Consider the following 23619-nt stretch of genomic DNA (forward strand, 5'->3'; position numbering starts at 1 on the left):
ACTGCTGTTTTTTAGGGATTTATGTCCCAGCCTTATTTCATAAAGAAAGTGTCTTAACAATGAATTTTGATAAAAACAATGTCAATAGAGAACATGCGTACTTATCAACAAAGGGTGAATAACTTGTGGATAAAAGGTGTTGATAACGTCATTTATTGTGGATATCAGGTGGGAAAACAGAAAATAAATAATTGATTAGTGTTAATTTACTTGTGGATAACTAGGATAAGTCTGTGGATAGCTTTAATATCAGCGTTTTTATTGTGAATAAAAAAAATTAAAATTTGTAAAAAAATAACTCTAACTATAGCGATTTTACAGTTAGAGTTATGTATATTTTTATAGTTTTTGTTGTAATTCTTCCCATTTAGACATAGCGTGTTCTAATTTTTGTTCGCTATCTTGTTTTTGGATAGCTAATTCGTTTGCTTTTTGTGGATTGTTATACACTTCTGGTTGGGTTAATTGCTCGTCTATTTGTAAGATAGTAGTCTCTAAAGTTTCTATTTCATTTTCACACTCGGATATTTGTCGTTCAAGTTTGCGTTGTTCACGTCTTTGTTCTTTTTGGTTATGATACGACGATTGTTCCATAGACTTTTTATGTGCTTGTACGTTAACTGACTGTTCTTCTTGGTGCGCTTTCAACGCTTCCGCTTCCTCAACTTTTTCAATGTAATATTGATAATCTCCTAAATACATCTTTCCGCCATCAATTGTTAAATCAAATACCTTGTTTGCTAATTGGTTAATAAAGTAACGATCATGGGAAACAAATAGTATTGTTCCTTCAAAATGTTGGAGTGCTTGCTCTAACATTTCTTTTGAATCTATATCGAGGTGGTTGGTAGGTTCATCTAAAATAAGTACATTGTCACGTTGCAACATAAGTAGTGCTAGTTGTAAACGTGCTTTTTCACCACCAGATAAATCATTAATTATCTTTTTAACATCGTCTTGTACAAATAAGAAACGTCCAAGAACTGCTCGAATATCTTTTTCATTCATTAACGGATATTGATCCCACACATAATCTAAAATCGTTTTACTAGATTTAAATTCTGCTTGCTTTTGATCATAATAACCAATTTGTAAATTTGCGCCGAAAGTAATATCGCCATTAAGCGCTTTTTGTTGATTAGCAATAGTTTTAATTAAGGTCGATTTTCCAATACCATTTGGCCCAATGATTGCTATATGATCGCCTTTAGAGACCTCTATACTGATAGGTTTGGTAATTGCAGTTTGATAACCGATTTCTAAATTTTTTACATGCATGACGTCATTACCTGTATTCCGGTCAAAGCCAAATTGAATATTTGCACTTTTGGCATCTAACATTGGTTTATCAATGCGTTCCATTTTTTCTAAAATCTTACGTCTACTTTTTGCCATTCCACTTGTTGAAGCACGGGTAATATTTTTCTCAACAAAAGTTTCTAATCGTTTTATTTCTGCTTGTTGACTTTCATATTCTTGCATTCGTTTTTGATAATATAAATCCCGTTGCTGTATAAATTCCTCGTAATTACCAACATAGCGTTTGACATCACCTAAAGCCACATCATAAATTTGAGTAACTATTTTATCTAAAAAGTAACGATCATGGCTGATGATGACGATTGCACCTTTAAAATAACGTAGATAATCTTCAAGCCACTTTGTCGTTTCTAAATCTAAGTGGTTAGTAGGTTCATCTAAAAGTAATAAATCAGGTTCGTTTAATAGCATTTGAGCTAAAGATAAACGTGTTTTTTGGCCACCGCTAAAATCATTGATAGGTTTATTGAAATCTTCTTCACTAAAATTTAACCCGTAAAGTACTGTTTTAATTTTACTTTCATATTGATATCCTTCTAATTGTTCAAATTGATTCGATAAAGATTCATAACGAGACATATGTGTTTTATATGTATCACTATCGTAATCATTTGCATGTTTTGATAACCAATCTGTTTCTTCTTTGATTAAGCTTTCCATTCGTTTAATATGTTCAAATGGTTTTGACATTTCTTCAAAAACTGTTGCATTAGAATTTAAAGTCATTTGTTGAGTTAAATAACCTAGTTTTAAGTTTTTAATTTTTGACACATTTCCAGAATCATAGTTTTCTACGCCAGCTATAATTTTCATCAATGTTGATTTACCGGCGCCATTTCTTCCTACGATACCAATTCGTTCACCAGTTTTTACTTCAAAATCAACATCAGTAAATATATCTTCACCATCGAACGATTTTGATATATGATTGAGTTGTAAAAGTATCATTCGATCTTCACCTTTCGTCTTTCTCAAATTTTATTAACTTATGAAAAAAGTCGTAATTATTACATTAATAACCATTTTACAGTATAAAACGCCGTCTTGAAACTAAGATATTTATTTTTAAAATTCAATAATGTATAATATTTAGGTATTCATTGTAATCAATTATTTGTTTTTTAATAATCTAACAATTACGCTCTAACTCGTTTGAATACATAGATATAATTCATTCAAACACGAAGGAGGAAATAGCGAATGAGTGACCAAGTTAAAATTCCTCGAGCAACTTTAAAACGTTTGCCGTTATATTATAGATTTGTCAGTTCATTAAAATCTAAAGGTATAGATCGTGTAAATTCAAAAGCGATTAGCGATGCGTTACAAATTGACTCGGCAACAATTCGTCGTGACTTTTCATATTTTGGCGAATTAGGTAAAAAAGGGTACGGATATAATATAGATAGTTTATTGGATTTCTTTAAATCTGAACTAAGCGAGAGTGACATGATCAAAATCGCAATTGTCGGAGTTGGGAACCTAGGGAAAGCTTTGCTCACATATAACTTTTCAATACATGACGATATGACGATTACAGAAGCGTTTGACGTAAAAGAAGATGTTATTGGCCAGAAAATAGGGAACGTTATTGTTAAAGATAACGATGAATTAATAACAACATTGAAGAAGGAAGAAATAGATGTTGTGATTCTAACTACACCAGAAAGAGTTGCACAGAAAGTTGCAGATGAACTCGTCCAAGCTGGTGTGAAAGGTATTTTAAACTTCACTCCTGGTAGAATTAATACGCCTTCAGATGTGCAAGTACATCAAATTGACTTAGGTATAGAATTACAGTCATTATTATTCTTTATGAAAAATTACAGTGAATAAATGTGATGTTAGCTTTGAATGATTAACCTTGTTATATCTTTAATTAATTATAGAACAGTCTGGGACTAAGTATGTCTCAGGCTTTTTCTGTTATGTTTGAAAATGAAAGGAAAAACTGTTGTGCTGATAAATATAGTATAGGTTAATAAATTAACACGTAGAGATATAACGATGAATCGTAATTAATCGCCTTCCTTATATGAATATAATATAAATATCAAAAATATTGTGTATAAGGTTGAAAACAAGAAAATCATCACCTATAATACATACTAAACTTATCGGAAATGAGGGGTTAGGATTATGTGGATGATTTTTAGTGGCTTAATTGTCGGGGGACTCTTAGGTTTTGTCATGCAAAGAACAAGATTTTGTTTAACAGGTGGCTTTCGAGATATGTATGTGCAAAAGAATAATAAGATGTTCTATGCATTATTAATCGCTATTACTATTCAAAGTATAGGATTATTGATTTTGACGGCAACAGATATTTTAAAAATTCCTGCACATAGTTTTCCAATATTGGGAACAATCATAGGTTCTTTTATTTTTGGAATTGGAATAGTATTGGCTGGAGGGTGTGCAACAGGTACTTGGTATCGCGCTGGTGAAGGGCTAATTGGTAGTTGGATTGCATTAGTATTATATGCTGTTACTGCAGCAATCACTAAAACAGGGATTTTAAAGCCAGTAATGGATAAAATTAATCAACCAACGAATGTAAATAGTGATATGTCTCAAACAACTGGCATTCCGTTTTGGGGATTAGTCGTTATATTAACTATAATCACCATTTTTCTAGTTGTAAGAACACTCAATAATAAGAAAGTTCGAGTTGCTGTTCCAAAACTAAAGCAACGTTATACAGGTATTAGATATTACCTTTTCGAAAAACGATACCATCCATTTATTGCAGCAATTGTAATTGGACTTATCGCACTCTTAGCTTGGCCAATGAGTGCATCAACTGGAAGAAATGACGGTTTAGGTATAACAACGCCTTCAGCAAATTTAGTACACTTTTTGATTACAGGTGAAACTAAATTTATTGATTGGGGTGTCTTTTTAGTTCTAGGAATTTTCATTGGTTCATATATTGCAGCTAGAGGATCAAGAGAATTTAAATGGCGATTGCCAGACAAGATTACAATACGAAACAGTGCTATTGGTGGCATATGTATGGGATTTGGTGCGTCAGTTGCTGGTGGTTGTTCTATCGGTAACGGTTTGGTTGAAACGGCAACGATGACTTGGCAAGGATGGATTGCGCTAGCATCGATGATAGTTGGTGTATGGACAATGAGTCATTTTATCTTTGTTCGTCCAATGAAAAAAGTACAACAACAATCTGCAAAGGTTAAACAGCAAACGCAAATAGTATAGAAGATTATTATGCAAATGATGTTGATCAAATAAAAGTGATTGGAAAAGGAGAAATAATTATGATACACGAATTAGGTACAGTAGGAATGGTATGTCCATTTCCGTTAATTGAAGCGCAAAAGAAAATGGCAACATTGCAATCTGGAGATGAATTAAAAATTGATTTTGATTGCACGCAAGCGACGGAAGCTATTCCAAATTGGGCAGCAGAAAATGGATATCCTGTAACAAACTATGAACAAATTGATAATGCTTCATGGACAATTACAATTCAAAAAGTTTAACGTTATCATTTTAACAATAAAATAGATGTTAGATTCTATGGCTACTTCCGCTAATTTAAAAGTGAGTAAGTAGTCTTTTTTGTTTTAGTTCATGAAATCATTTTTATATAGTGTGGCACATTTTATTCCAAAAGATGTAATAAAACTTAACGCATTTTTGCTTTTTATAAATTGTCAGATTATTATGAAAACAAGGGAGTGGTAAGTATGAATCTTAACGATACGATATTTATGTTTTTGTGTACATTATTAGTTTGGCTAATGACACCAGGATTAAGTTTATTTTATGGTGGGTTAGTTCAATCTAAAAATGCGCTTAATACTGTCATGCAAAGTATGGCAGCAATTGTGCTTGTTACATTTGTATGGATAACAGTTGGTTTTACAATTAGTTTTGGGGAAGGGAATTTATGGTTCGGAAATTGGGAATATACTTTTCTTAATCATGTAGGTTTTGCGACTCAAGAAGATATTAGCCCACATATTCCTTTCGCTTTGTTTATGTTATTTCAAATGATGTTTTGTACGATTGCAATTTCTATTTTATCTGGTTCAATCGCTGAGAAAATGAAGTTTATTCCTTATTTATTATTCGTAGTAATATGGACTGCTCTTGTATACAGTCCAGTAGCACATTGGGTTTGGGGCGGCGGTTGGATTAACAAACTCGGTGTATTAGATTTCGCTGGAGGTACGGTTGTTCATATTACATCAGGTGTTTCTGGTTTAGTATTAGCTATTATGATTGGAAAAGGAAACAATCATTCTGAATCAACACCACATAATCTTATCATTACGTTGATTGGCGGTATATTCGTGTGGATTGGTTGGTATGGATTTAATGTAGGTAGTGCTTTTACATTTGATAATATTGCGATGCTTGCATTTACAAATACTGTCATTTCAGCCAGTGCAGGTGCTATAGGTTGGTTAATTTTAGAATATATTTTTAAAAAGACGACAAGTTTACTTGGACTTTTACTCGGTGCATTAGCAGGATTAGTTGTTATTACTCCTGCAGCAGGATATGTAACATATCTTAGTGCAACAATAATGGCTTTAATAGGAGGTATCTGTTGTTATATTGTCATTAATTACATCAAGGTAAAACTAAAATATCATGATGCATTAGATGCATTTGGTATCCACGGTGTTGGTGGTATTATTGGTGCTGTTTTAACAGCAGTTTTCCAAAGTAAAAAAGCCAATCCTGACATTGAGAATGGCTTTATTTATACTGGTGACATACATATTATACTTGTACAAATATTATGTGTAACAGCAGTTGTAATTTTTAGTATCGTCATGACGTTTATTATTGCGAAAGTAATTAAATTAATTACACCATTATCTGTTACGGAACAAGAAACGAATATAGGATTAGACAAGATTGTTCACGGTGAACATGCTTACTTTGAAGGTGAGCTAAATAGATTCAATAAACATATTCGATATTAGAATATATTTACATAGAATATTCATTGTCCTAACATTTAACTAAAGGTTGATGTTGGGACATTTTGTTATACAAAAGTTTTATTTTGAAATCTTTTTATGAAAGAAGCAGAAATATTATTTAAAGCGGTTACACATATGCTAAAATAAGGCTAAGTGTCACAAATAATGATAGGTGAATAAGTATGAAAAATATATCTGATATTGCCAAATTGGCAGGCGTTTCAAAAAGTACAGTATCTAGATTTTTAAATAATGGATCTGTCAGTAAAAAAACAAGTGAAAAATTAACAAAAATTATAGCAGAACATGACTATCAACCGAATCAATTTGCTCAAAGTTTAAGAGCGAGACAAACACACCTTATTGGTGCCATTATACCTAGAATGAATTCATATGCAGTAGACGAAACAATCAAAGGATTGGCAAAACAATGCCAAAAATATGAATCACAATTAATTTTAAATTATACAGGTTTAAATATCGAAGCAGAAATACAAGCGCTTGAAACATTAGCACGCAGTAAAGTAGATGGTATTGTTTTAATGGCTACAGATATAACAGAGAGACATATAGAAGTCATTAATAAAATGAATGTACCAATCGTTATTGTTGGTCAACAACATGAACAACTTCATAGTATTGTGCATGATGATTATAAAGCAGGTCAAATTATAGGCGAATGGATTGGTCAACAGGGATATCAACAAGTTGAAGTGTTTAGCGTAAGTGAAAAAGATATTGCAGTTGGTATATATAGAAAACGTGGTTTACTTGACCAGTTAGCTAAATACCAAATTAAACCTAATATACATGAAACAAATTTTACTTATGTGGAAGCACAAAAAGATGTTGCAAATGTTTTGGAAAATGTGGAGCAAGTAGATGCGGTTGTTGGAGCAACTGATACGATTGCATTAGCTGCCTATAAATATTATTCTGATAAAAAAGATGTTATGAAACCACATCAAATATATGGTTTTGGTGGTGACCCAATGACACAATTAGTGTCTCCATCGATAAAAACAATTCATTATAATTATTTTGAAGCTGGCCAATGCGCGATGGAAGAGATACAACAGATGCTTAAAAAGCAAGATATGCCATATAGCGTCACAGTAGATGTTAATATTTAGACGCTGTATTTTTTAAAATAAATGTGGAACCGATACCATATAACTATAAATGGATAGGTTAAAAGTTAAAGAACGTAGGTAAAATTTGCTATAATAGAATATAAATTGTTAACAGCATAAATTATAAAAGGAGGACTGGGTAAATATTATGACCGAATGGACTAGAGAAGAACGTTATCAACGAATCGAGGACGTTGATACTGAGTATTTTAAAACATTAAAACAACAAGTTGATCAATCAAAATTTTGTCAACAATTTCATATACAACCAGAAACAGGCTTATTAAATGACCCCAACGGACTTATTTTTTATAAAGGGAAGTATTATGTTTCACATCAATGGTTCCCATTAGGCGCAGTACATGGCTTAAAGTATTGGTATAACTACACGAGTGATGACTTAATAAACTTTCAAGCTGAAGGGCCAATTTTAAATCCAGATACTAAATATGACAGCCATGGTGTATATAGCGGTAGCGCTTTTGAATATAACGGGCATTTATATTATATGTACACAGGAAATCATCGAGATAATCATTGGCAACGACATGCGAGTCAGATGATCGCACGACTGAAAGAAGACGGTTCAGTTGAAAAGTTTCCAAAGCCAGTAATTAGCCAGCAACCAGAAGGATATACAAGTCATTTTAGAGATCCTAAAGTTTTTAAATATAGTGAGAAATATTATGCGATCATTGGCGCACAAAATAATGATCAGCAAGGTCGATTATTACTTTATAATACTGAAGATATAATTAATTGGCATTATTTAGGTGAAATAAATACAGAGTTGGATGATTTTGGATATATGTGGGAATGCCCAGATTACTTTAATGTAGATAATCAAGATGTCATACTTATTTGTCCACAAGGTATTGAACCAAAAGGCGATCAGTTCAAAAATATTTATCAAAGTGGTTATATACTTGGAAAGTTTGATATTGAAAAGTTAACATATGAACATGAAAATTTTGTCGAGCTTGATAATGGCTTTGATTTCTATGCACCTCAAACATTTTTAGATGAAAAAGGCCGACGAGTACTAATTGGATGGATGGGGTTACCGGAAATCGAATATCCTACTGATAATGAAGGATGGGCCCATTGCTTAACAATTCCTCGTGTATTAAATGTAGAAAATGGTCAACTTAAGCAGCGTCCATATCCAGCGTTGGAAAAATTACGTCACAATAAAGAGACAGCATTAGGCTACGCAAATAAATTTACTCGAAAATTACATCCGTATGAAGGTAAACAGTATGAATTAATCATAGATATTTTGGATAATGATGCTACCGAAGTGTACTTTGAATTACGTACATCTAAGACTTCTTCAACATTAATCGCTTATAACAAGCGTGAAAATAAAATAACATTAGATCGCAGCGACAGTGGTTTATTGCCGACAAATGTTGAAGGTACGACGCGTAGTACGATATTAGACACGCCATTAAAGCAATTACAAATTTTTGTTGATACATCTAGTATAGAAATTTTCTGTAATGATGGGGAACGTGTTTTGACATCTCGAATTTTCCCGACAGAAGACGCACTAGGTATTAAAACATCAACAGAATCAGGGCAAGTATATTTACAATTTACTAAATATGATTTAAAGGATGAACATAAATGAGACGTCTATTTTCAATAGGAGAAGCGTTAATTGATTTTATTCCAAATATTACAAATGCGAATTTAAAAGATGTTCAAACATTTACGAAGCAAATTGGTGGCGCGCCATGCAATGTAGCTTGTACAGTTCAAAAGTTAGGACAACAAGCGTATATGATTACACAATTAGGTAATGATGCATTTGGAGATAGCATTATTGAAACGATATCAAGTATTGGTGTAGATGTATCAAAAGTGTATCGCACGAATGAAGCAAACACTGCGTTAGCTTTTGTGAGTTTGACTGAAGCGGGCGAGCGAGATTTTTCTTTTTATCGTAAGCCCTCTGCTGATATGTTATTTGAACCAAGTTTTGTGAATGATATTGATGTGAATGAAAATGATGTAGTACATTTTTGTTCTGTTGATTTGGTCGATAGTCCGATGAGAGATGCACATTATCAATTGATTACCAAAACATTAAATGCAAATGGTACTGTCGTATTTGATCCTAATGTAAGATTGCCATTATGGGATAACGCTGAAGATTTAAGACAAACTATTCATACCTTTTTGCCATTGGCGCATATTGTAAAAGTTTCAGATGAAGAATTAGAATTTATTACAGGTATTCATGATGAAAATGAAGCCATTCAATCATTATTTACAGGTAATGTCACTGTAGTCATTTATACGAAGGGAGCAGATGGTGCTGCCGTATATTTGAAGAATGGTATTAATCATTATCATAGTGGCTATAAGGTGAAACCTGTTGATACAACTGGGGCAGGGGATGCTTTTATTGGTGCAGTTATTAGCAGGATTTTAGCAACCGATGTGTTAAATTTAACTCAGTTATTTGAAAATGAAGGTGAGGAAATTTTAGCGTTTAGCAATCGCGTTGCTGCAATAGTGACAACGAAGTATGGTGCTATTAATAGTTTGCCAACATTACAAGAGGTTGAACAAGCATTTTAAATAATTCATTTATAAAACAGTGTAGGAAACAAGTTGAATCTTGTGCTACACTGTTTTTTAAAACAAAATAAGATTCATGGGGTAGGAAATTGTAGTATTTTATTTAAGGAAACTGTCGATTTCAAATTTAGTATATTTTGTTAAAAATTGCGCCATAGGATTGTAGAGTGAAATAGAAATTGATAAATTATGTAGTAATAGGAATAGGTATACAAAGAAACGTTACATCATTTTTTAATTCACGCGTCATATTTAATTTTGTTATTAAACAATTAAAAAGCCAGCTATACAGTGCATTTGCTAGTTATCTTGTTAAAATCCAACAAGATTTACAATTGAATACGCCGTTAACTGACTTTATTATCTTATTATATTTTTTTAACGTTTCTCACCGATGCATAGCAGTGTTCTTTATTTTTAAAATAGACAATTCGCTCTTTCGAATCTATAGATTCAATATTATGGCGATTGACGACAAAGCTATTATGACATCTAAAGAAACGATCATCTAATTGACTCAGTTCTTTTAAATTACCATAAAATTCAATTTGACGGTTATCTAAATGGGCAATGAGTCTGTGCGATTTTGTTGATGATTCAAAAAACATAATATCATCATATTGAACATACACTGAATTACTGCCACGTTTTAATTCAATCGTTTCAACGCTATTATCTCTTGATAATAATTGTAAGCGTGTATGTGCAGTTTCTAAACAATCTATAATTCGAGTTCTTAATTCTGCTGGATCATCTTTAAAAATAAAATCCATCGCTGCAACTTTGTAGACAAATGTTAAATAGGTAAGTTCACTGTGACTCGTAACGAAAATAATGTTACCAACTGGGTCATGCTTACGAATTTCACTGCCTAATTTGATACCATTAATATCAGTTGAAAGTTGAATATCTAAAAAGTAACAGCCTATGTCATTCATATTTTTAGCTTGCTCAAGCACCTCATAAGGATTATCAGTTGCGAGGGCAATTTCCATAGGCTTTTCTTCTATCATTATATAATTTTTAATAATGGTAACCATGTTTTCTCTTTGTTTTGGATCGTCTTCGCAAATGAAAATTTTCATACATTCACATCCTTATGGCTAGTTGTTAATAATTTCAACTTTTTGAATAAAGAAACCATTTTCGATAATTGTATCTAATAAGACATTGTCTGCATTATCAGCAATTTCTTTTAAAGTTGATAGACCTAAACCACGACCTTCACCTTTAGTAGAAAAACTTTCTTGGAACAATTCATGAATGCGTGGTATATCATCAGCGCATTTATTCATAACAATAAACGTTACTGAATTTTCACTTTCAATAAATGCAACGCGAATGATAGGGTCATCAATTTCAGTTGATGCCTCAATTGCATTATCAAGAATAATACCAATACTGCGACTTAAATCGATCATATTCAAGTTAATGCTACTTACTTCATCGGGTATTTCGATACTAATCGGAATATTCATTTCTTGTGCACGTAAAATTTTCGCAGTAATTAAGCCTTTAATTTCACGTACTTTAAGATTCTCGATACCATTTAATTTTATAGCATTCATTTGTAAATTGTCTTTCATAGGTACAATATTTTTATTGAAATAATCACGTAGGCCAGGCATGTCATCTTCTCGAATGAATTCTGAAAGCGTTGTTAAGATATTGACATAATCGTGACGGAACTTGCGCATTTCGTTGTTGATAGCTTCAATCTTCAATGTATATTCATAATAGGTTTCAATTTCTTCTTGATTACGTTTATATTTCATCTCTTTAAGGAGAAATTGAGAAATAACAAATGTTAATATACTTAAAAATATAGTGATACCAATAAAAATAAAAGAATACTGCCTTATTACTTTAGCTTCATCCGAGTTTATTTGTGAATAAAAGAAAAATAATGAAAAAGTAAGCAGTAAGATAGTCGAAATAACTATTAAAAATCCTTTGTTTAGTATTAGATATGGTGTGCTAATTTTTTTGAGAACTCTATTTATTATATATGAGAATAGTATACTAATAGTCACATAAACTACAAAAAAGCTAGGGAATATTACAAATATACTATCAGAAATCTTGGTGATATATGCATATATAACAATATACATGTAGTTAGCACAGTACAGAATAATCTGTGAAGTCATAATCAACAAAATAGAATACCATTTGATTTTGACAAAATACATTATAATAATGAATGAAGTTAAAATAATTAAGGACGCGCTATCAAACATTTTAAATAGAAATAACGATAATGTCGAAATTCCTATAATGAAAAAATAATCAAGTTTACTGTACTTAATACCACTAATTATAGCTGGTATTGTAAACATTAATATCATTTGAGTTAATACGAATAAAACAAAATTATAACTATTTAATAATTCCACCTACTATCACACTCTCTATTTAAATTATTCGTGTAATTGTGTTAATTCTTTTGGTACTTCAACTTCATCCATTATGAAGTCACAAGTACTATAAGCTGCGATGTTACCAATGTTTTTTAAAATCCCAGTAATAAAATCAAAAAATAAGTTAAATAATGTATTCATTTTAAGTCCTCCTTAATAAAGAAAATAGGTAATAATGTAATAGCTTCTATTATGATGCCTAATTGAATGAATTGGGCAAATGGCTCTTTGATGATAAGTGTGATAATGAAAAGGGTTAAACTAACAATAATCGCATAATATTTTTTTCGTTTAATAAGTCGCACAGGAATGGGCTTCTTTTTAGTTGCTGCAGGAGCATATACTGAGATTACACCTAAAGAAATAACTGTTAAAATAATCATAATTAAAAAGTTAATATGAAAATTTACTATTACTAAAGGTAAAAGTATAAATAGTATAATACTTTCTACATAACACCAAAAAGAAGAAGGTGCATGTGCACCATGTGCATGTCTTCTTATTAAATAAAATGTTAAATTCGTAATTAACGTAAACAGAAAAATGTTTAAAATATAGGCAATAGTATACATAACAATTAATTTACCTATATTTTTAGCTAAGACCTGCATCCCTAATCGTACTTGCAAAAATTGAATATGATCTAAGTTATTTCTCTTTTGAAGATACGTGGCAAACTGGTCAATTTTATTATCAAAATAATTCAATTTTACACCACTCTCCTCACTGTCATTATACGATTTAGTACAATCTTTTATCATTATATTGCCTAACTGTAGGAAATAAATACTTAACTGTTAAATGTAATTTGTATTTAATATTTTAACATAAAAAAATTTACAGTTAAGAATAAAAAACGACTAGTTAAGAAAAATTGGAAAATAAATGCTTTTAGCATGTTTTAATATAACTAGATTACAGAGATGTGATGGAAAATAGTTGATGAGTTGTTTAATTTTAAGAATTTTTATCTTAATTAAGGAAGGAGTGATTTCAATGGCACAAGATATCATTTCAACAATCGGTGACTTAGTAAAATGGATTATCGACACAGTGAACAAATTCACTAAAAAATAAGATGAATAATTAATTACTTTCATTGTAAATTTGTTATCTTCGTATAGTACTAAAAGTATGAGTTATTAAGCCATCCCAACTTAATAACCATGTAAAATTAGCAAGTGAGTAACATTTGCTAGTAGAGTTAGTTTCCTTGGACTCAGTGCTATGTATTTTTCTTAATTATCATTACAGATAATTATTTCTAGCATGTAAGCTATCGTAAACAACATCGATTTATCATTATTTGATAAATAAAATTTTTTTCATAATTAATAACATCCCCAAAAATAGATTGAAAAAATAACTGTAAAACATTCCCTTAATAATAAGTATGGTCGTGAGCCCCTCCCAAGCTCGCGGCCTTTTTTATTGTAATAAAGAAGGGGAGAGTTAATCCTCATTATGAGACCCACCGTTAAAATATATGAATAAGTCTAATGTTGGAAAAGGTCAAAAAATTAATCAATTTAATTAAGAAAATCATTCATTTGCAAAGGGCGAAATGGATTCTTACTGAGTTATTTATTATAAAAAAATAAACATAGACTTATGAAAAATCTCTCATAAATCTATGTTTAGTCATGACATGTGTTAAATATTATTTCGGGCGCTTCTTATTTATACAAATCTAATTTAATACTTTTAAATACAGGTATATTTTCGCGTTGCTGTTCTACTTCATTTAAGTTTAAATCTACAGTCAAAATATCTGCGGATTCATTTAATTCTCCAACTAAATCTCCATTTGGGTTTATAACTATCGAATGACCAGCATATTCTGTGTTACCATCGAATCCAGTGCTATTAGTTCCAATGACAAACATATTATTTTCAATTGCACGTGCCTTTAGTAATGAATGCCAATGGTGAAGACGTGACATAGGCCATTGCGCCACATAAAATGCAATTTTAGCACCACTACGAGCAGGATATCTTAATAATTCGGGAAAACGTAAATCATAACAGATAAGTTGGGTCACATAAGTACCGTCAGACAATTGAAAGGGTTCAGCTACGTTTTCGCCAGCAGTTAAAAATTCATGCTCTCTTAACATAGGAACTAAATGAACTTTGTCGTATTCATTAATTAGCTGGCCACTTTTATTCACACTAAAAGCTGTATTAAATATTTGATTGTTTCTAATGTTAGAAACTGACCCAGCTACGATATCGACTTTATATTTTTCAGCTAAATGTTTAATAAATGAAAAACTTTGTCCTAGATTATTATCTGCTTTTTCATTTAAATGCTCTAAATCATAGCCATTATTCCACATTTCAGGTAAAACGACTACATCTATTTCAGCATTCATATTTTTTTCGAACCATTGCGTTATTTGAGCTTCATTTTTAGAACTATCTCCAAAAATAATCGGTAATTGATAAATTTGGACTTTCATAACATCACATCCTTGATAGATCTTATATATAACTTACTAAAAGTTATGTTGAAACGCAAAAAACGAGCCCAGGACATAAAATCAAAGTCCTAGGCTCTACAATGTTATATTGACAGTAGTTGATGGGGCCCCAACATAGAGAAATTGGAACACCAATTTCTACAGACAATGCAAGTTGGGGTGGGCTCTAACATAAAGAAATACTTTTTCTTTAGAAATTAGTATTTCTTATACATGAGTTTTACTCATGTATTCCTATTCTTAAGTGCACATTAGCAGCGGCTAATGTGTAAGAACTACTACATAATGAATAACTAATGATTCTTTATCATTTCTGTCCCATTCTTAACAATATATTGATTATTTTTTTATTACGAAACGATCTTCCACTGGATTAAATGTTTTTTCGCCAGCAGCTTCACGAATATCACCAAATGGCATTTGAGCAATAAGTTTCCAACTTTTAGGAATATTAAATTCATTTGAAGTCATCTCATCGACAAGTGGATTATAGTGTTGTAATGAAGCACCTATGCCTTTAGTAGCTAATGCAGTCCAAATTGCAAATTGATGCATGGCATTTGTTTGAGTTGACCATATTGCAAAATTATCATAGTAGTTTGGCATTTGTTCTTGTAAACCACTTACAACATCTTGATCTTCATAAAACAAAATTGTACCGTATGAATGTTTGAAGTTATCAATTTTTTGTTCAGTTGGCTCGAAATCACGATTCTCTCCCATGACTTCTTTTAAAATTGCTTTTGTGTTATCCCAAAATTTATTATTGTTGTCATTTAACAAGAGAACAATTCTAGTTGATTGAGAATTAAATGATGAAGGAACATGTTTAACTGCATGTGCAATCATTGATTCTAATTCGTCATCGCTAATTGATATCGAATCTTTCAAATTATATATTGAACGTCTTTCTTCCATTGCATTGTCAAAAGTCATTGCTTTTTTATCTTTTTTAAATAAACCCATAATTATTGCTCCTTCTTTAGTAAAGAATACTTAATAGACTAAGTATAAAATTTATACTTGTACTTGTAAAGTAATATTTACGAAAATTTCAAGAATATTAATATTCATTTTCAAATTCCAAATATAAATGCATTTTCAACGCATATTTATTATACTTAGATTAATACTTACATGAAAAAGGGAGGTGTCTCGTGAAATGTCATATCATTGGTTTAAGAAAATGTTACTTTCAACAAGTATTTTAATTTTAAGTAGTAGTAGTTTAGGGCTTGCAACGCACACAGTTGAAGCAAAGGATAACTTAAATGGAGAAAAACCAACTACTAATTTGAATCATAATATAACTTCACCATCAGTAAATAGTGAAATGAATAATAATGAGACTGGGACACCTCACGAATCAAATCAAACGGGTAATGAAGGAACAGGTTCGAATAGTCGTGATGCTAATCCTGATTCGAATAATGTGAAGCCAGACTCAAACAACCAAAACCCAAGTCCAGATTCAAAACCAGACCCAAATAACCAAAACCCAAGTCCGAATCCAAAACCAGACCCAGATAAACCAAAGCCAAATCCGGATCCAAAACCAGATCCAGATAACCCGAAACCAAATCCAGATCCAAAACCAGACCCAGATAAACCAAAGCCAAATCCGGATCCAAAACCAGATCCAGATAAACCAAAGCCAAATCCTAATCCAAAACCAGACCCTAATAAGCCAAATCCTAACCCGTCACCAGATCCCGATCAACCTGGGGATTCCAATCATTCTGGTGGCTCGAAAAATGGGGGAACATGGCACCCAAATGCTTCAGATGGATCTAATCAAGGTCAATGGCAACCAAATGGGAATCAAGGAAACTCACAAAATCCTACGGGTAATGATTTTGTATCCCAACGATTTTTAGCCTTGGCAAATGGGGCTTACAAGTATAATCCGTATATTTTAAATCAAATTAATAAGTTGGGCAAAGATTATGGAGAAGTTACTGATGAAGACATTTATAATATTATTCGAAAACAAAATTTCAGCGGAAATGCATATTTAAATGGATTACAACAGCAATCGAATTACTTTAGATTCCAATATTTCAATCCATTGAAATCAGAAAGGTACTATCGTAATTTAGATGAACAAGTACTCGCATTAATTACTGGTGAAATTGGATCAATGCCAGATTTGAAAAAGCCCGAAGATAAGCCGGATTCAAAACAACGCTCATTTGAACCGCATGAAAAAGACGATTTTTCAGTAGTTAAAAAACAAGAAGATAATAAGAAAAGTGCGTCAACTGCATATAGTAAAAGTTGGCTAGCAATTGTATGTTCTATGATGGTGGTATTTTCAATCATGCTATTCTTATTTGTAAAGCGAAATAAAAAGAAAAATAAAAACGAATCACAGCGACGATAATCCGTGTGTGATTCGTTTTTTTTATTATGGAATAAAAATGTGATATATAAAATTCGCTTGTTCCGTGGCTTTTTTCAAAGCCTCAGGATTAAGTAATTGGAATATAACGACAAATCCGTTTTGTAACATATGGATAATAATTGGAACAGCAAGCCGTTTTGTCCAAACATATGCTAATGAAAAAATGACGCCCATACCAAAATAAACTGGAATAAATTTGAAATCATTATGTGCTAATGCAAATATTAATGAACTTACTGTTGTAGCAATAATAAATGCTACGATACGATTACCTTTAATCGCATTAAATAATTCTCCAAAGATTACTTTTCTGAATACGTATTCTTCTAATAAAGGACCGATAATAGATACAAAGAAGATAAATATAGGTATTTTTCGAGCAATAATAATTAGCTTTTCTGTATTAGGACTTACTTGTTGTCCACCATAAATTTGCGTTAATACAATGCTCACTACCATTTGATAAATCATTACCAATGCAAATCCAAGCAATGCCCATGGAATGATATATTTTTTAGGTTCTTTAACTTCTAATTCTAATTTTGTTGGATTTTTAATTTTTAAATTAATTAAAATAATCGTCGTGGCGGCGATTAAAAATAGAACAAGTTGTATGTAAATGACTGCTTTAGTCAGTTCTATGCCACTATATTGTACAAATGGTAATTTTTTTACAATGAGAAGCGGTAAAAATTGAGACAATATATAAATAATAACAGTTAGCAATGATGCCCATAGTCTTGTCATAATTTTCCTCCAAATATTTGTTTATAATTTATTTTATCGTAAATAACTTGAAGTTACAAAACTTAATTAAAAGGTTATGACTTGAAATTTTGACCAAATTTGATTATTATAAATGTATGTTAGCACTCTTTAATGTTAAGTGCTAAACTTTAGGTTTTTTTAAGGAGGAACAATCATGCTAAAACCAATTGGAAATCGTGTGATTATTGAGAAAAAAGAACAAGAACAAACAACTAAAAGTGGTATTGTTTTAACTGATAGTGCTAAAGAAAAATCAAACGAAGGCGTTATCGTTGCAGTAGGAACTGGACGCCTATTAAATGATGGTACAAGAGTGACTCCTGAAGTGAAAGAAGGGGACCGTGTCGTGTTCCAACAATATGCTGGTACAGAAGTTAAACGAGATAATGAAACATATCTAGTATTAAATGAAGAAGATATTTTAGCGGTAATTGAATAATATAAAACTAAATTCATAGATAAATTGTAAAGAACGAAAATGAAATATGACTAAACAAATGGAGGTTTATCATTTATGGTTAAACAATTGAAATTCTCTGAAGATGCACGTCAAGCAATGTTACGTGGTGTAGACCAATTAGCAAATGCAGTTAAAGTAACGATTGGTCCTAAAGGACGTAATGTTGTATTAGATAAAGAGTTTACAGCACCTTTAATTACGAACGATGGTGTAACGATTGCTAAAGAAATCGAATTAGAAGATCCATATGAAAATATGGGGGCTAAACTAGTTCAAGAAGTTGCAAATAAGACAAATGAAATTGCTGGTGACGGTACGACAACTGCAACAGTATTAGCTCAAGCAATGATTCAAGAAGGCTTGAAAAATGTTACAAGTGGTGCGAACCCAGTTGGTTTACGACAAGGTATCGACAAAGCAGTTAAAGTTGCTGTTGAAGCGTTACATGAAAATTCTCAAAAAGTTGAAAATAAAAATGAAATAGCGCAAGTAGGTGCGATTTCAGCAGCAGATGAAGAAATTGGACGCTATATTTCAGAAGCTATGGAAAAAGTAGGTAACGATGGTGTCATTACAATTGAAGAGTCAAATGGCTTGAATACAGAACTTGAAGTGGTTGAAGGTATGCAATTTGATCGTGGTTATCAATCACCGTATATGGTTACTGATTCAGATAAAATGGTTGCTGAATTAGAACGCCCATATATTTTAGTGACAGATAAGAAAATCTCATCATTCCAAGATATCTTACCTTTATTAGAACAAGTGGTTCAATCTAATCGTCCAATCTTAATTGTAGCTGATGAAGTTGAAGGCGATGCATTAACAAATATCGTGCTAAACCGTATGCGTGGCACATTTACTGCTGTTGCAGTAAAAGCACCTGGTTTTGGTGATCGTCGTAAAGCAATGTTAGAAGATTTAGCTATTTTAACTGGTGCGCAAGTGATTACTGATGATTTAGGCTTAGATTTAAAAGATGCATCAATTGATATGTTAGGTACTGCAAGTAAAGTAGAAGTAACTAAAGATAATACCACTGTTGTTGATGGTGACGGTGACGAAAACAGCATTGATGCACGTGTAAGCCAATTGAAATCTCAAATTGAAGAAACTGAATCTGACTTTGATCGTGAAAAATTACAAGAGCGCTTAGCTAAATTAGCAGGTGGTGTTGCAGTTATTAAAGTAGGTGCAGCAAGTGAAACAGAGCTTAAAGAACGTAAATTACGTATTGAAGATGCATTAAACTCTACACGTGCAGCAGTAGAAGAAGGTATTGTTGCAGGTGGTGGTACTGCATTAGTAAATGTTTACCAAAAAGTAAGTGAAATAGAAGCAGAAGGTGACATTGAAACAGGTGTGAATATTGTACTTAAAGCTTTAACTGCACCAGTTCGCCAAATTGCTGAAAATGCAGGGTTAGAAGGATCTGTCATCGTTGAACGCTTGAAAAATGCAGAACCAGGTGTTGGTTTTAACGCTGCTACAAACGAGTGGGTTAATATGTTAGAAGCAGGTATCGTTGATCCAACTAAAGTAACACGCTCAGCATTACAACATGCAGCAAGTGTTGCGGCAATGTTCTTAACGACTGAAGCGGTTGTAGCATCAATTCCAGAAAAAAATAATGACCAACCTAACATGGGTGGCATGCCAGGAATGATGTAAAACTGTTTATAGTTCTAACTAACTAGAAAATTACATTATGCACGAGTATGATTCATTCTAAGTACAAATTAGAATGCACGTAAATATATTTTAATTACGAGACGCCTTCCATTAGTTGACTAAACTTATGAGAGGTGTCTTTATTATGTGCTGATGTGTTATTGAGATTCTTAAATCATTGTGGTGCGGAAGTTATTGTATTGCCCTTAATATGAGAGTACATCAACTTCTATAAGTAATGCATATTGCGAGTGCAGGAATGAATGAGTGCTTGATTAAAATCCTTATGGGTGGTTGACATAATTAAAAGAAACCACATTTAAAATTTCTTAATCACAAGCGGTTAACTAGGTATAGTTTAGTTTTGAGTAGATCTTTTTAAAGGTGTACTTGTGCATTTTACTTAATTAAAGACATAAGACATTTAATGGGCCTAAAATAAATAAAAAACAAAAAACTACCTGTTTAGGTAGTTTTTTAAATGTAATAAATTAAAACACTAGTTCATTTCTTGTTAAAGATGGATAGTTATTTTATAGATAAATTTGTCCTTTAGTGTAGCGGTAATTTTTAGGACTTTTTGGTGGTATAAATGTTCTTAATAAAGTTAATAGTCCTACTTTACCGCAAAGCATAACGAATATAATAATTATTTTAGTAATACCATGATATTCTGTGGTAAGGTTCATACTTAACCCGACTGTTCCAAATGCAGAAACCACTTCGAATAATAACTTGATTAATGATATGTTCGGATTAATTATCGATAATATAAAAGTAATGATACTGATAAATAGAAATGAGATATTAATGGTAACAATAGATAGTTTTATATGTTTGTCAGATATTTCTTTATTGAATACTGAAACATTATTTTCTTTACGTATATAATTTAGAACAAATATAAACGCCACTGCAAAAGTAGTTATTTTAATTCCTCCAGCTGCACTGAGAGGGGCACCACCAATAAACATAAGTAACATTAACATTAAGGCGGTAGATTTGTTAATGCTTGCTATATCAATACTGTTAAAACCCGCTGTTCGTGTTGTTACTGATTGGAAAAAAGAATTTCCGATTTTTTCAACTAGTCCCATATGTTGCATAGTATTAAACTGTTCTAATAAAAAGAATGTAATAGCTCCTATAATTATTAGGATACTAGTTGTAGTTAAGACTAATTTAGAATGTAAAGATAATTTACTCAATTTTTTACAATTAATAAAGTCTATCACGACAAAATGTCCAATACCTCCAAATATTATGAGTATTGAGATTGTAATAATGACAATTGGATCACTAGAATAATCTATTAAGTTATTCTTAAAAAGGGCAAATCCAGCATTATTAAAAGCTGATACTGATGTGAATAAGCTTAAAAATAAACCTTTGCCTATACCAAATTTTGGTATAAAAGATAAACACAAACAAATCATACCAATTAATTCAGTGACTAAACTATAAATAGCCAAGTGTTTAATTAGCTTAATAACACCACCAGGTTCGTCAATATTCCATGTAACCATAATCAAGAATCTATTTTTCATTGATATCTTTCTATTTAAAAATACTAGTGTCAATAGGGTTACGGTCACGATACCCAGACCACCTATTTGAATTAATAATAGTATTACTATCTCACCAAGTATATTAAACTGTGATCCTATATCAACTGGGGACAAGCCAGTAACTGTAAATGCACTTGAAGCTATAAATAGGGCATCTAAAAAAGATATTGGCTTTTTACCAGTAAAAGGTAAATACAATAAAAGTGCACCTATGATAGTTGTAGAGAAGAAAAGCATTAAATAAAAATATAAAGGTTTGTGGACTTTGTTCATTTTAATTTCATACTCCTTTATATTATAAATTAATAATTAGATAATATCATAAATGAAAATAGAAATGTTACTGATGTGTATTACTGACAGGTGTTGACTAATTCTTTTAATATTTTTAATTGGCCCTGAGATATATTTCATTTTCTGATTTTTACTAACTAAAAAGTGAGATTTTGGACGATTATGATTTATTACAAGTAAACATTAGAATACACGAAAATATATTTTTTTATGAGACGTTTTCCATTAGTCGACTAAGCTATTGGAAGGCTTTTTTACGGATTGTTACTACTGTTTTATATCACAATTTTACTTATGTTTATCTCAATAGTGATTATGCATAATGTTTTTTCATTTTTTTAATAATTATATTATAAAGAAGCGCATCAACTGCTATAGACTATTATTGTTATAGAGAAAATATTTAAAAAGTGAATGAGTTAGTAAAGCAAATGAATTTTTATCATATTTATATATAATTTGACTTGTAAAATATTGCTGTATTAAAAATTTTGAGATTTGTGTTATCTTTATTATGAAGATTGCTAATAATATTAGATCATGGATATGACTAACTTGAAGAAAACTAAGTCGACTATGAATAATTACCTTCACTTTCTATTGTAAAGTTTAGATAGAATTTTAATTTGAAAGTTATACAATATTATTTGGTAAATTTTAACAGATTGTGAAAATTTCCTAGTATAGTCATTTTGTTCAACAGTGTGTGATTAATTTGTATTTAGATATAAACGAAAAGAATTTGATTGAAGAAATATGTATGACTTTTATAAATATTTATTAATTTTTAAATGTAAATTATAATAAAAAAATTTGTAAAATCAGATTTAATGTTTCATTGCTGATTTTGATTGGAAGGCGATTATATGGACAAAGTAATAACATTTTTGATAATAATTTTTTTGACGATTTTAATAGTTCTGTACTATTTCAATGCTATTAAGAAAAATTATGAATTTGCTAATAGTGCTCAAAAGATTTTTTCGATTATCTCTTTTACATTTGCAACTGAAGTTTACTTGTTATTTGCAATATATATATTATTCTTCAAAATTTTTAATAGTAAAAACATAGAAATAACTGTATTCATCGTTAGTTTGACAACAATATTATTCCAACAATTTTTACCAAAATCATTCGAACGAGTTGTTTTATCAGATGATAATACTAAACTTAAATTAGATAAAAAATATGGAGAAAAAATGGCTATAGATTTTAAAATATTTAACTATGTCGGTATGATTATTATATTATCAATGTTAATCATAAAATTTGCTCACTTGGTTTTAAAAGGAATATTAAATTATTAGTTCATAATATTTAATCAAAAGTATCTGTTAAATATTGTATGTATTATCTAATAGTTGTTATTTTTACATTTTAAATAATAACAACTGGAATACGTGTAATGATAGCTATTTTTATTACTACTGTAATTCTAATCACACCCAAAAGAGGCTTCGAAAACTAATGAAAATTTTTCATTAGTTTTAATTGCAGTTTTACCTGTAAGAGTTGGTGAATCATTCGTTGTTATAAATGATATAG

At 31.0% G+C, this 23619-nt stretch carries 22 protein-coding genes and 1 pseudogene; 13 read left to right on the forward strand and 10 right to left on the reverse strand.

Features of this window, described 5'->3' with window-relative positions; all coding sequences use genetic code 11:
• Window positions 1–66 precede the first annotated feature (66 nt).
• Window positions 67–195, forward strand: a complete 129-nt coding sequence (locus HMPREF3247_RS03610; RefSeq protein WP_001792272.1) for a hypothetical protein — start codon at window positions 67–69, stop codon at window positions 193–195.
• A gap of 144 nt (window positions 196–339) precedes the next feature.
• Here HMPREF3247_RS03610 and HMPREF3247_RS03615 read toward each other — a convergent pair whose 3' ends face one another.
• Window positions 340–2268: an ABC-F family ATP-binding cassette domain-containing protein gene (locus HMPREF3247_RS03615; protein ID WP_000602069.1), complete on the reverse strand. Its 1929-nt coding sequence runs from the start codon at window positions 2266–2268 to the stop codon at window positions 340–342.
• Between the two features lie 252 nt (window positions 2269–2520).
• Here HMPREF3247_RS03615 and HMPREF3247_RS03620 point away from each other — a divergent pair, with 252 nt between their 5' ends.
• From HMPREF3247_RS03620 to HMPREF3247_RS03650, 7 genes are all read left to right on the forward strand, one after another.
• Window positions 2521–3156 carry a redox-sensing transcriptional repressor Rex gene (locus HMPREF3247_RS03620; RefSeq protein WP_001283612.1) on the forward strand — a complete coding sequence of 212 codons (636 nt, stop codon included), beginning with the start codon at window positions 2521–2523 and terminating at the stop codon, window positions 3154–3156.
• Between the two features lie 303 nt (window positions 3157–3459).
• On the forward strand, window positions 3460–4539 hold the full coding sequence (locus HMPREF3247_RS03625) for a YeeE/YedE family protein (RefSeq protein ID WP_000266878.1): 1080 nt from the start codon (window positions 3460–3462) through the stop codon (window positions 4537–4539).
• Between the two features lie 59 nt (window positions 4540–4598).
• Window positions 4599–4823, forward strand: a complete 225-nt coding sequence (locus HMPREF3247_RS03630; RefSeq protein ID WP_000581077.1) for a sulfurtransferase TusA family protein — start codon at window positions 4599–4601, stop codon at window positions 4821–4823.
• Between the two features lie 207 nt (window positions 4824–5030).
• Window positions 5031–6281: an ammonium transporter gene (locus HMPREF3247_RS03635; RefSeq protein WP_001052259.1), complete on the forward strand. Its 1251-nt coding sequence runs from the start codon at window positions 5031–5033 to the stop codon at window positions 6279–6281.
• A gap of 182 nt (window positions 6282–6463) precedes the next feature.
• Window positions 6464–7414, forward strand: coding sequence for a LacI family DNA-binding transcriptional regulator (locus tag HMPREF3247_RS03640; RefSeq protein ID WP_000790326.1), 951 nt, complete (start codon window positions 6464–6466; stop codon window positions 7412–7414).
• Between the two features lie 148 nt (window positions 7415–7562).
• The gene (locus tag HMPREF3247_RS03645) at window positions 7563–9047 is read left to right on the forward strand and encodes a sucrose-6-phosphate hydrolase (protein ID WP_064130040.1); all 1485 of its coding nucleotides are present in this window, start codon (window positions 7563–7565) and stop codon (window positions 9045–9047) included.
• The gene (locus tag HMPREF3247_RS03650; RefSeq protein ID WP_001253302.1) at window positions 9044–10003 is read left to right on the forward strand and encodes a carbohydrate kinase family protein; all 960 of its coding nucleotides are present in this window, start codon (window positions 9044–9046) and stop codon (window positions 10001–10003) included. Before HMPREF3247_RS03645 ends, HMPREF3247_RS03650 begins: the two co-directional genes overlap by 4 nt.
• A 187-nt stretch (window positions 10004–10190) precedes the next feature.
• On the opposite strand, the pseudogene HMPREF3247_RS03655 reads toward HMPREF3247_RS03650, so the two are convergent.
• The 5 genes and pseudogenes from HMPREF3247_RS03655 to agrB form a co-directional block, all read right to left on the reverse strand.
• Window positions 10191–10300 (reverse strand): annotated as a pseudogene (locus HMPREF3247_RS03655) (hypothetical protein).
• Window positions 10301–10371: 71 nt separating this feature from the next.
• A complete protein-coding gene (gene agrA / locus HMPREF3247_RS03660; protein WP_000688498.1) occupies window positions 10372–11088 on the reverse strand; it encodes a quorum-sensing response regulator AgrA in 717 nt (238 codons plus the stop codon).
• An 18-nt stretch (window positions 11089–11106) separates the two neighbouring features.
• Entirely contained in the window at window positions 11107–12399 is a 1293-nt protein-coding gene (gene agrC, locus HMPREF3247_RS03665) for a quorum-sensing sensor histidine kinase AgrC (protein WP_001657119.1), read from the reverse strand.
• Window positions 12400–12423: 24 nt separating this feature from the next.
• Window positions 12424–12564, reverse strand: coding sequence for a cyclic lactone autoinducer peptide AIP-I precursor (gene agrD / locus HMPREF3247_RS03670; RefSeq protein ID WP_001093929.1), 141 nt, complete (start codon window positions 12562–12564; stop codon window positions 12424–12426).
• Window positions 12561–13130 carry an accessory gene regulator AgrB gene (agrB, locus tag HMPREF3247_RS03675; protein WP_001105707.1) on the reverse strand — a complete coding sequence of 190 codons (570 nt, stop codon included), beginning with the start codon at window positions 13128–13130 and terminating at the stop codon, window positions 12561–12563. Before agrB ends, agrD begins: the two co-directional genes overlap by 4 nt.
• Window positions 13131–13419: 289 nt before the next feature.
• Between agrB and hld the strand changes: the two genes are divergently transcribed.
• Window positions 13420–13500, forward strand: coding sequence for a delta-hemolysin (gene hld / locus HMPREF3247_RS15125; RefSeq protein ID WP_000046022.1), 81 nt, complete (start codon window positions 13420–13422; stop codon window positions 13498–13500).
• Window positions 13501–14099: 599 nt separating this feature from the next.
• Here hld and HMPREF3247_RS03685 read toward each other — a convergent pair.
• Complete coding sequence (locus tag HMPREF3247_RS03685) at window positions 14100–14885, reverse strand: carbon-nitrogen family hydrolase (protein WP_000867939.1); 786 nt, start codon at window positions 14883–14885, stop codon at window positions 14100–14102.
• Window positions 14886–15245: 360 nt separating this feature from the next.
• Window positions 15246–15872 (reverse strand): nitroreductase family protein, encoded by a 627-nt coding sequence (locus HMPREF3247_RS03690; protein ID WP_000522384.1) that lies wholly within the window; start codon window positions 15870–15872, stop codon window positions 15246–15248.
• 196 nt (window positions 15873–16068) lie between these two features.
• On the opposite strand from HMPREF3247_RS03690, the gene HMPREF3247_RS03695 reads away from it, so the two are divergent.
• Window positions 16069–17289, forward strand: coding sequence for an SdrH family protein (locus HMPREF3247_RS03695; protein ID WP_049318078.1), 1221 nt, complete (start codon window positions 16069–16071; stop codon window positions 17287–17289).
• Window positions 17290–17313: 24 nt separating this feature from the next.
• On the opposite strand, the gene mroQ is transcribed toward HMPREF3247_RS03695, so the two are convergent.
• Window positions 17314–18057, reverse strand: coding sequence for a CPBP family intramembrane glutamic endopeptidase MroQ (mroQ, locus tag HMPREF3247_RS03700; protein ID WP_000197635.1), 744 nt, complete (start codon window positions 18055–18057; stop codon window positions 17314–17316).
• Window positions 18058–18232: 175 nt separating this feature from the next.
• Here mroQ and groES point away from each other — a divergent pair, with 175 nt between their 5' ends.
• Entirely contained in the window at window positions 18233–18517 is a 285-nt protein-coding gene (groES, locus tag HMPREF3247_RS03705) for a co-chaperone GroES (RefSeq protein WP_000917289.1), read from the forward strand.
• A 75-nt stretch (window positions 18518–18592) separates the two neighbouring features.
• Window positions 18593–20209, forward strand: a complete 1617-nt coding sequence (gene groL / locus HMPREF3247_RS03710) for a chaperonin GroEL (protein WP_000240642.1) — start codon at window positions 18593–18595, stop codon at window positions 20207–20209.
• 533 nt (window positions 20210–20742) lie between these two features.
• Here the strand turns inward: groL and HMPREF3247_RS03715 are convergent.
• A complete protein-coding gene (locus HMPREF3247_RS03715) occupies window positions 20743–22050 on the reverse strand; it encodes a TrkH family potassium uptake protein (protein ID WP_001045079.1) in 1308 nt (435 codons plus the stop codon).
• Window positions 22051–22937: 887 nt separating this feature from the next.
• Here HMPREF3247_RS03715 and HMPREF3247_RS03720 point away from each other — a divergent pair.
• A complete protein-coding gene (locus tag HMPREF3247_RS03720) occupies window positions 22938–23381 on the forward strand; it encodes a hypothetical protein (RefSeq protein ID WP_000361985.1) in 444 nt (147 codons plus the stop codon).
• Window positions 23382–23619 lie beyond the last annotated feature (238 nt).

It is taken from the genome of Staphylococcus sp. HMSC36A10 (genome assembly GCF_001838845.1).
GTDB classification, from domain to species: Bacteria; Bacillota; Bacilli; order Staphylococcales; family Staphylococcaceae; genus Staphylococcus; species Staphylococcus aureus.

Bases quoted from the DNA above. Each gene is read 5' to 3' on its own strand.
- HMPREF3247_RS03720 (WP_000361985.1), top strand. From the start codon at position 22,938: ATGGACAAAGTAATAACATTTTTGATAATAATTTTTTTGACGATTTTA.
- HMPREF3247_RS03640 (WP_000790326.1), top strand. From the start codon at position 6,464: ATGAAAAATATATCTGATATTGCCAAATTGGCAGGCGTTTCAAAAAGT.
- hld (WP_000046022.1), top strand. From the start codon at position 13,420: ATGGCACAAGATATCATTTCAACAATCGGTGACTTAGTAAAATGGATT.
- HMPREF3247_RS03630 (WP_000581077.1), top strand. From the start codon at position 4,599: ATGATACACGAATTAGGTACAGTAGGAATGGTATGTCCATTTCCGTTA.
- agrD (WP_001093929.1), bottom strand. From the start codon at position 12,564: ATGAATACATTATTTAACTTATTTTTTGATTTTATTACTGGGATTTTA.
- HMPREF3247_RS03625 (WP_000266878.1), top strand. From the start codon at position 3,460: ATGTGGATGATTTTTAGTGGCTTAATTGTCGGGGGACTCTTAGGTTTT.
- groES (WP_000917289.1), top strand. From the start codon at position 18,233: ATGCTAAAACCAATTGGAAATCGTGTGATTATTGAGAAAAAAGAACAA.
- HMPREF3247_RS03685 (WP_000867939.1), bottom strand. From the start codon at position 14,885: ATGAAAGTCCAAATTTATCAATTACCGATTATTTTTGGAGATAGTTCT.
- HMPREF3247_RS03695 (WP_049318078.1), top strand. From the start codon at position 16,069: ATGTCATATCATTGGTTTAAGAAAATGTTACTTTCAACAAGTATTTTA.
- mroQ (WP_000197635.1), bottom strand. From the start codon at position 18,057: ATGACAAGACTATGGGCATCATTGCTAACTGTTATTATTTATATATTG.
- HMPREF3247_RS03615 (WP_000602069.1), bottom strand. From the start codon at position 2,268: ATGATACTTTTACAACTCAATCATATATCAAAATCGTTCGATGGTGAA.
- HMPREF3247_RS03620 (WP_001283612.1), top strand. From the start codon at position 2,521: ATGAGTGACCAAGTTAAAATTCCTCGAGCAACTTTAAAACGTTTGCCG.
- HMPREF3247_RS03715 (WP_001045079.1), bottom strand. From the start codon at position 22,050: ATGAACAAAGTCCACAAACCTTTATATTTTTATTTAATGCTTTTCTTC.
- agrA (WP_000688498.1), bottom strand. From the start codon at position 11,088: ATGAAAATTTTCATTTGCGAAGACGATCCAAAACAAAGAGAAAACATG.
- HMPREF3247_RS03690 (WP_000522384.1), bottom strand. From the start codon at position 15,872: ATGGGTTTATTTAAAAAAGATAAAAAAGCAATGACTTTTGACAATGCA.
- groL (WP_000240642.1), top strand. From the start codon at position 18,593: ATGGTTAAACAATTGAAATTCTCTGAAGATGCACGTCAAGCAATGTTA.
- HMPREF3247_RS03645 (WP_064130040.1), top strand. From the start codon at position 7,563: ATGACCGAATGGACTAGAGAAGAACGTTATCAACGAATCGAGGACGTT.
- HMPREF3247_RS03635 (WP_001052259.1), top strand. From the start codon at position 5,031: ATGAATCTTAACGATACGATATTTATGTTTTTGTGTACATTATTAGTT.
- HMPREF3247_RS03650 (WP_001253302.1), top strand. From the start codon at position 9,044: ATGAGACGTCTATTTTCAATAGGAGAAGCGTTAATTGATTTTATTCCA.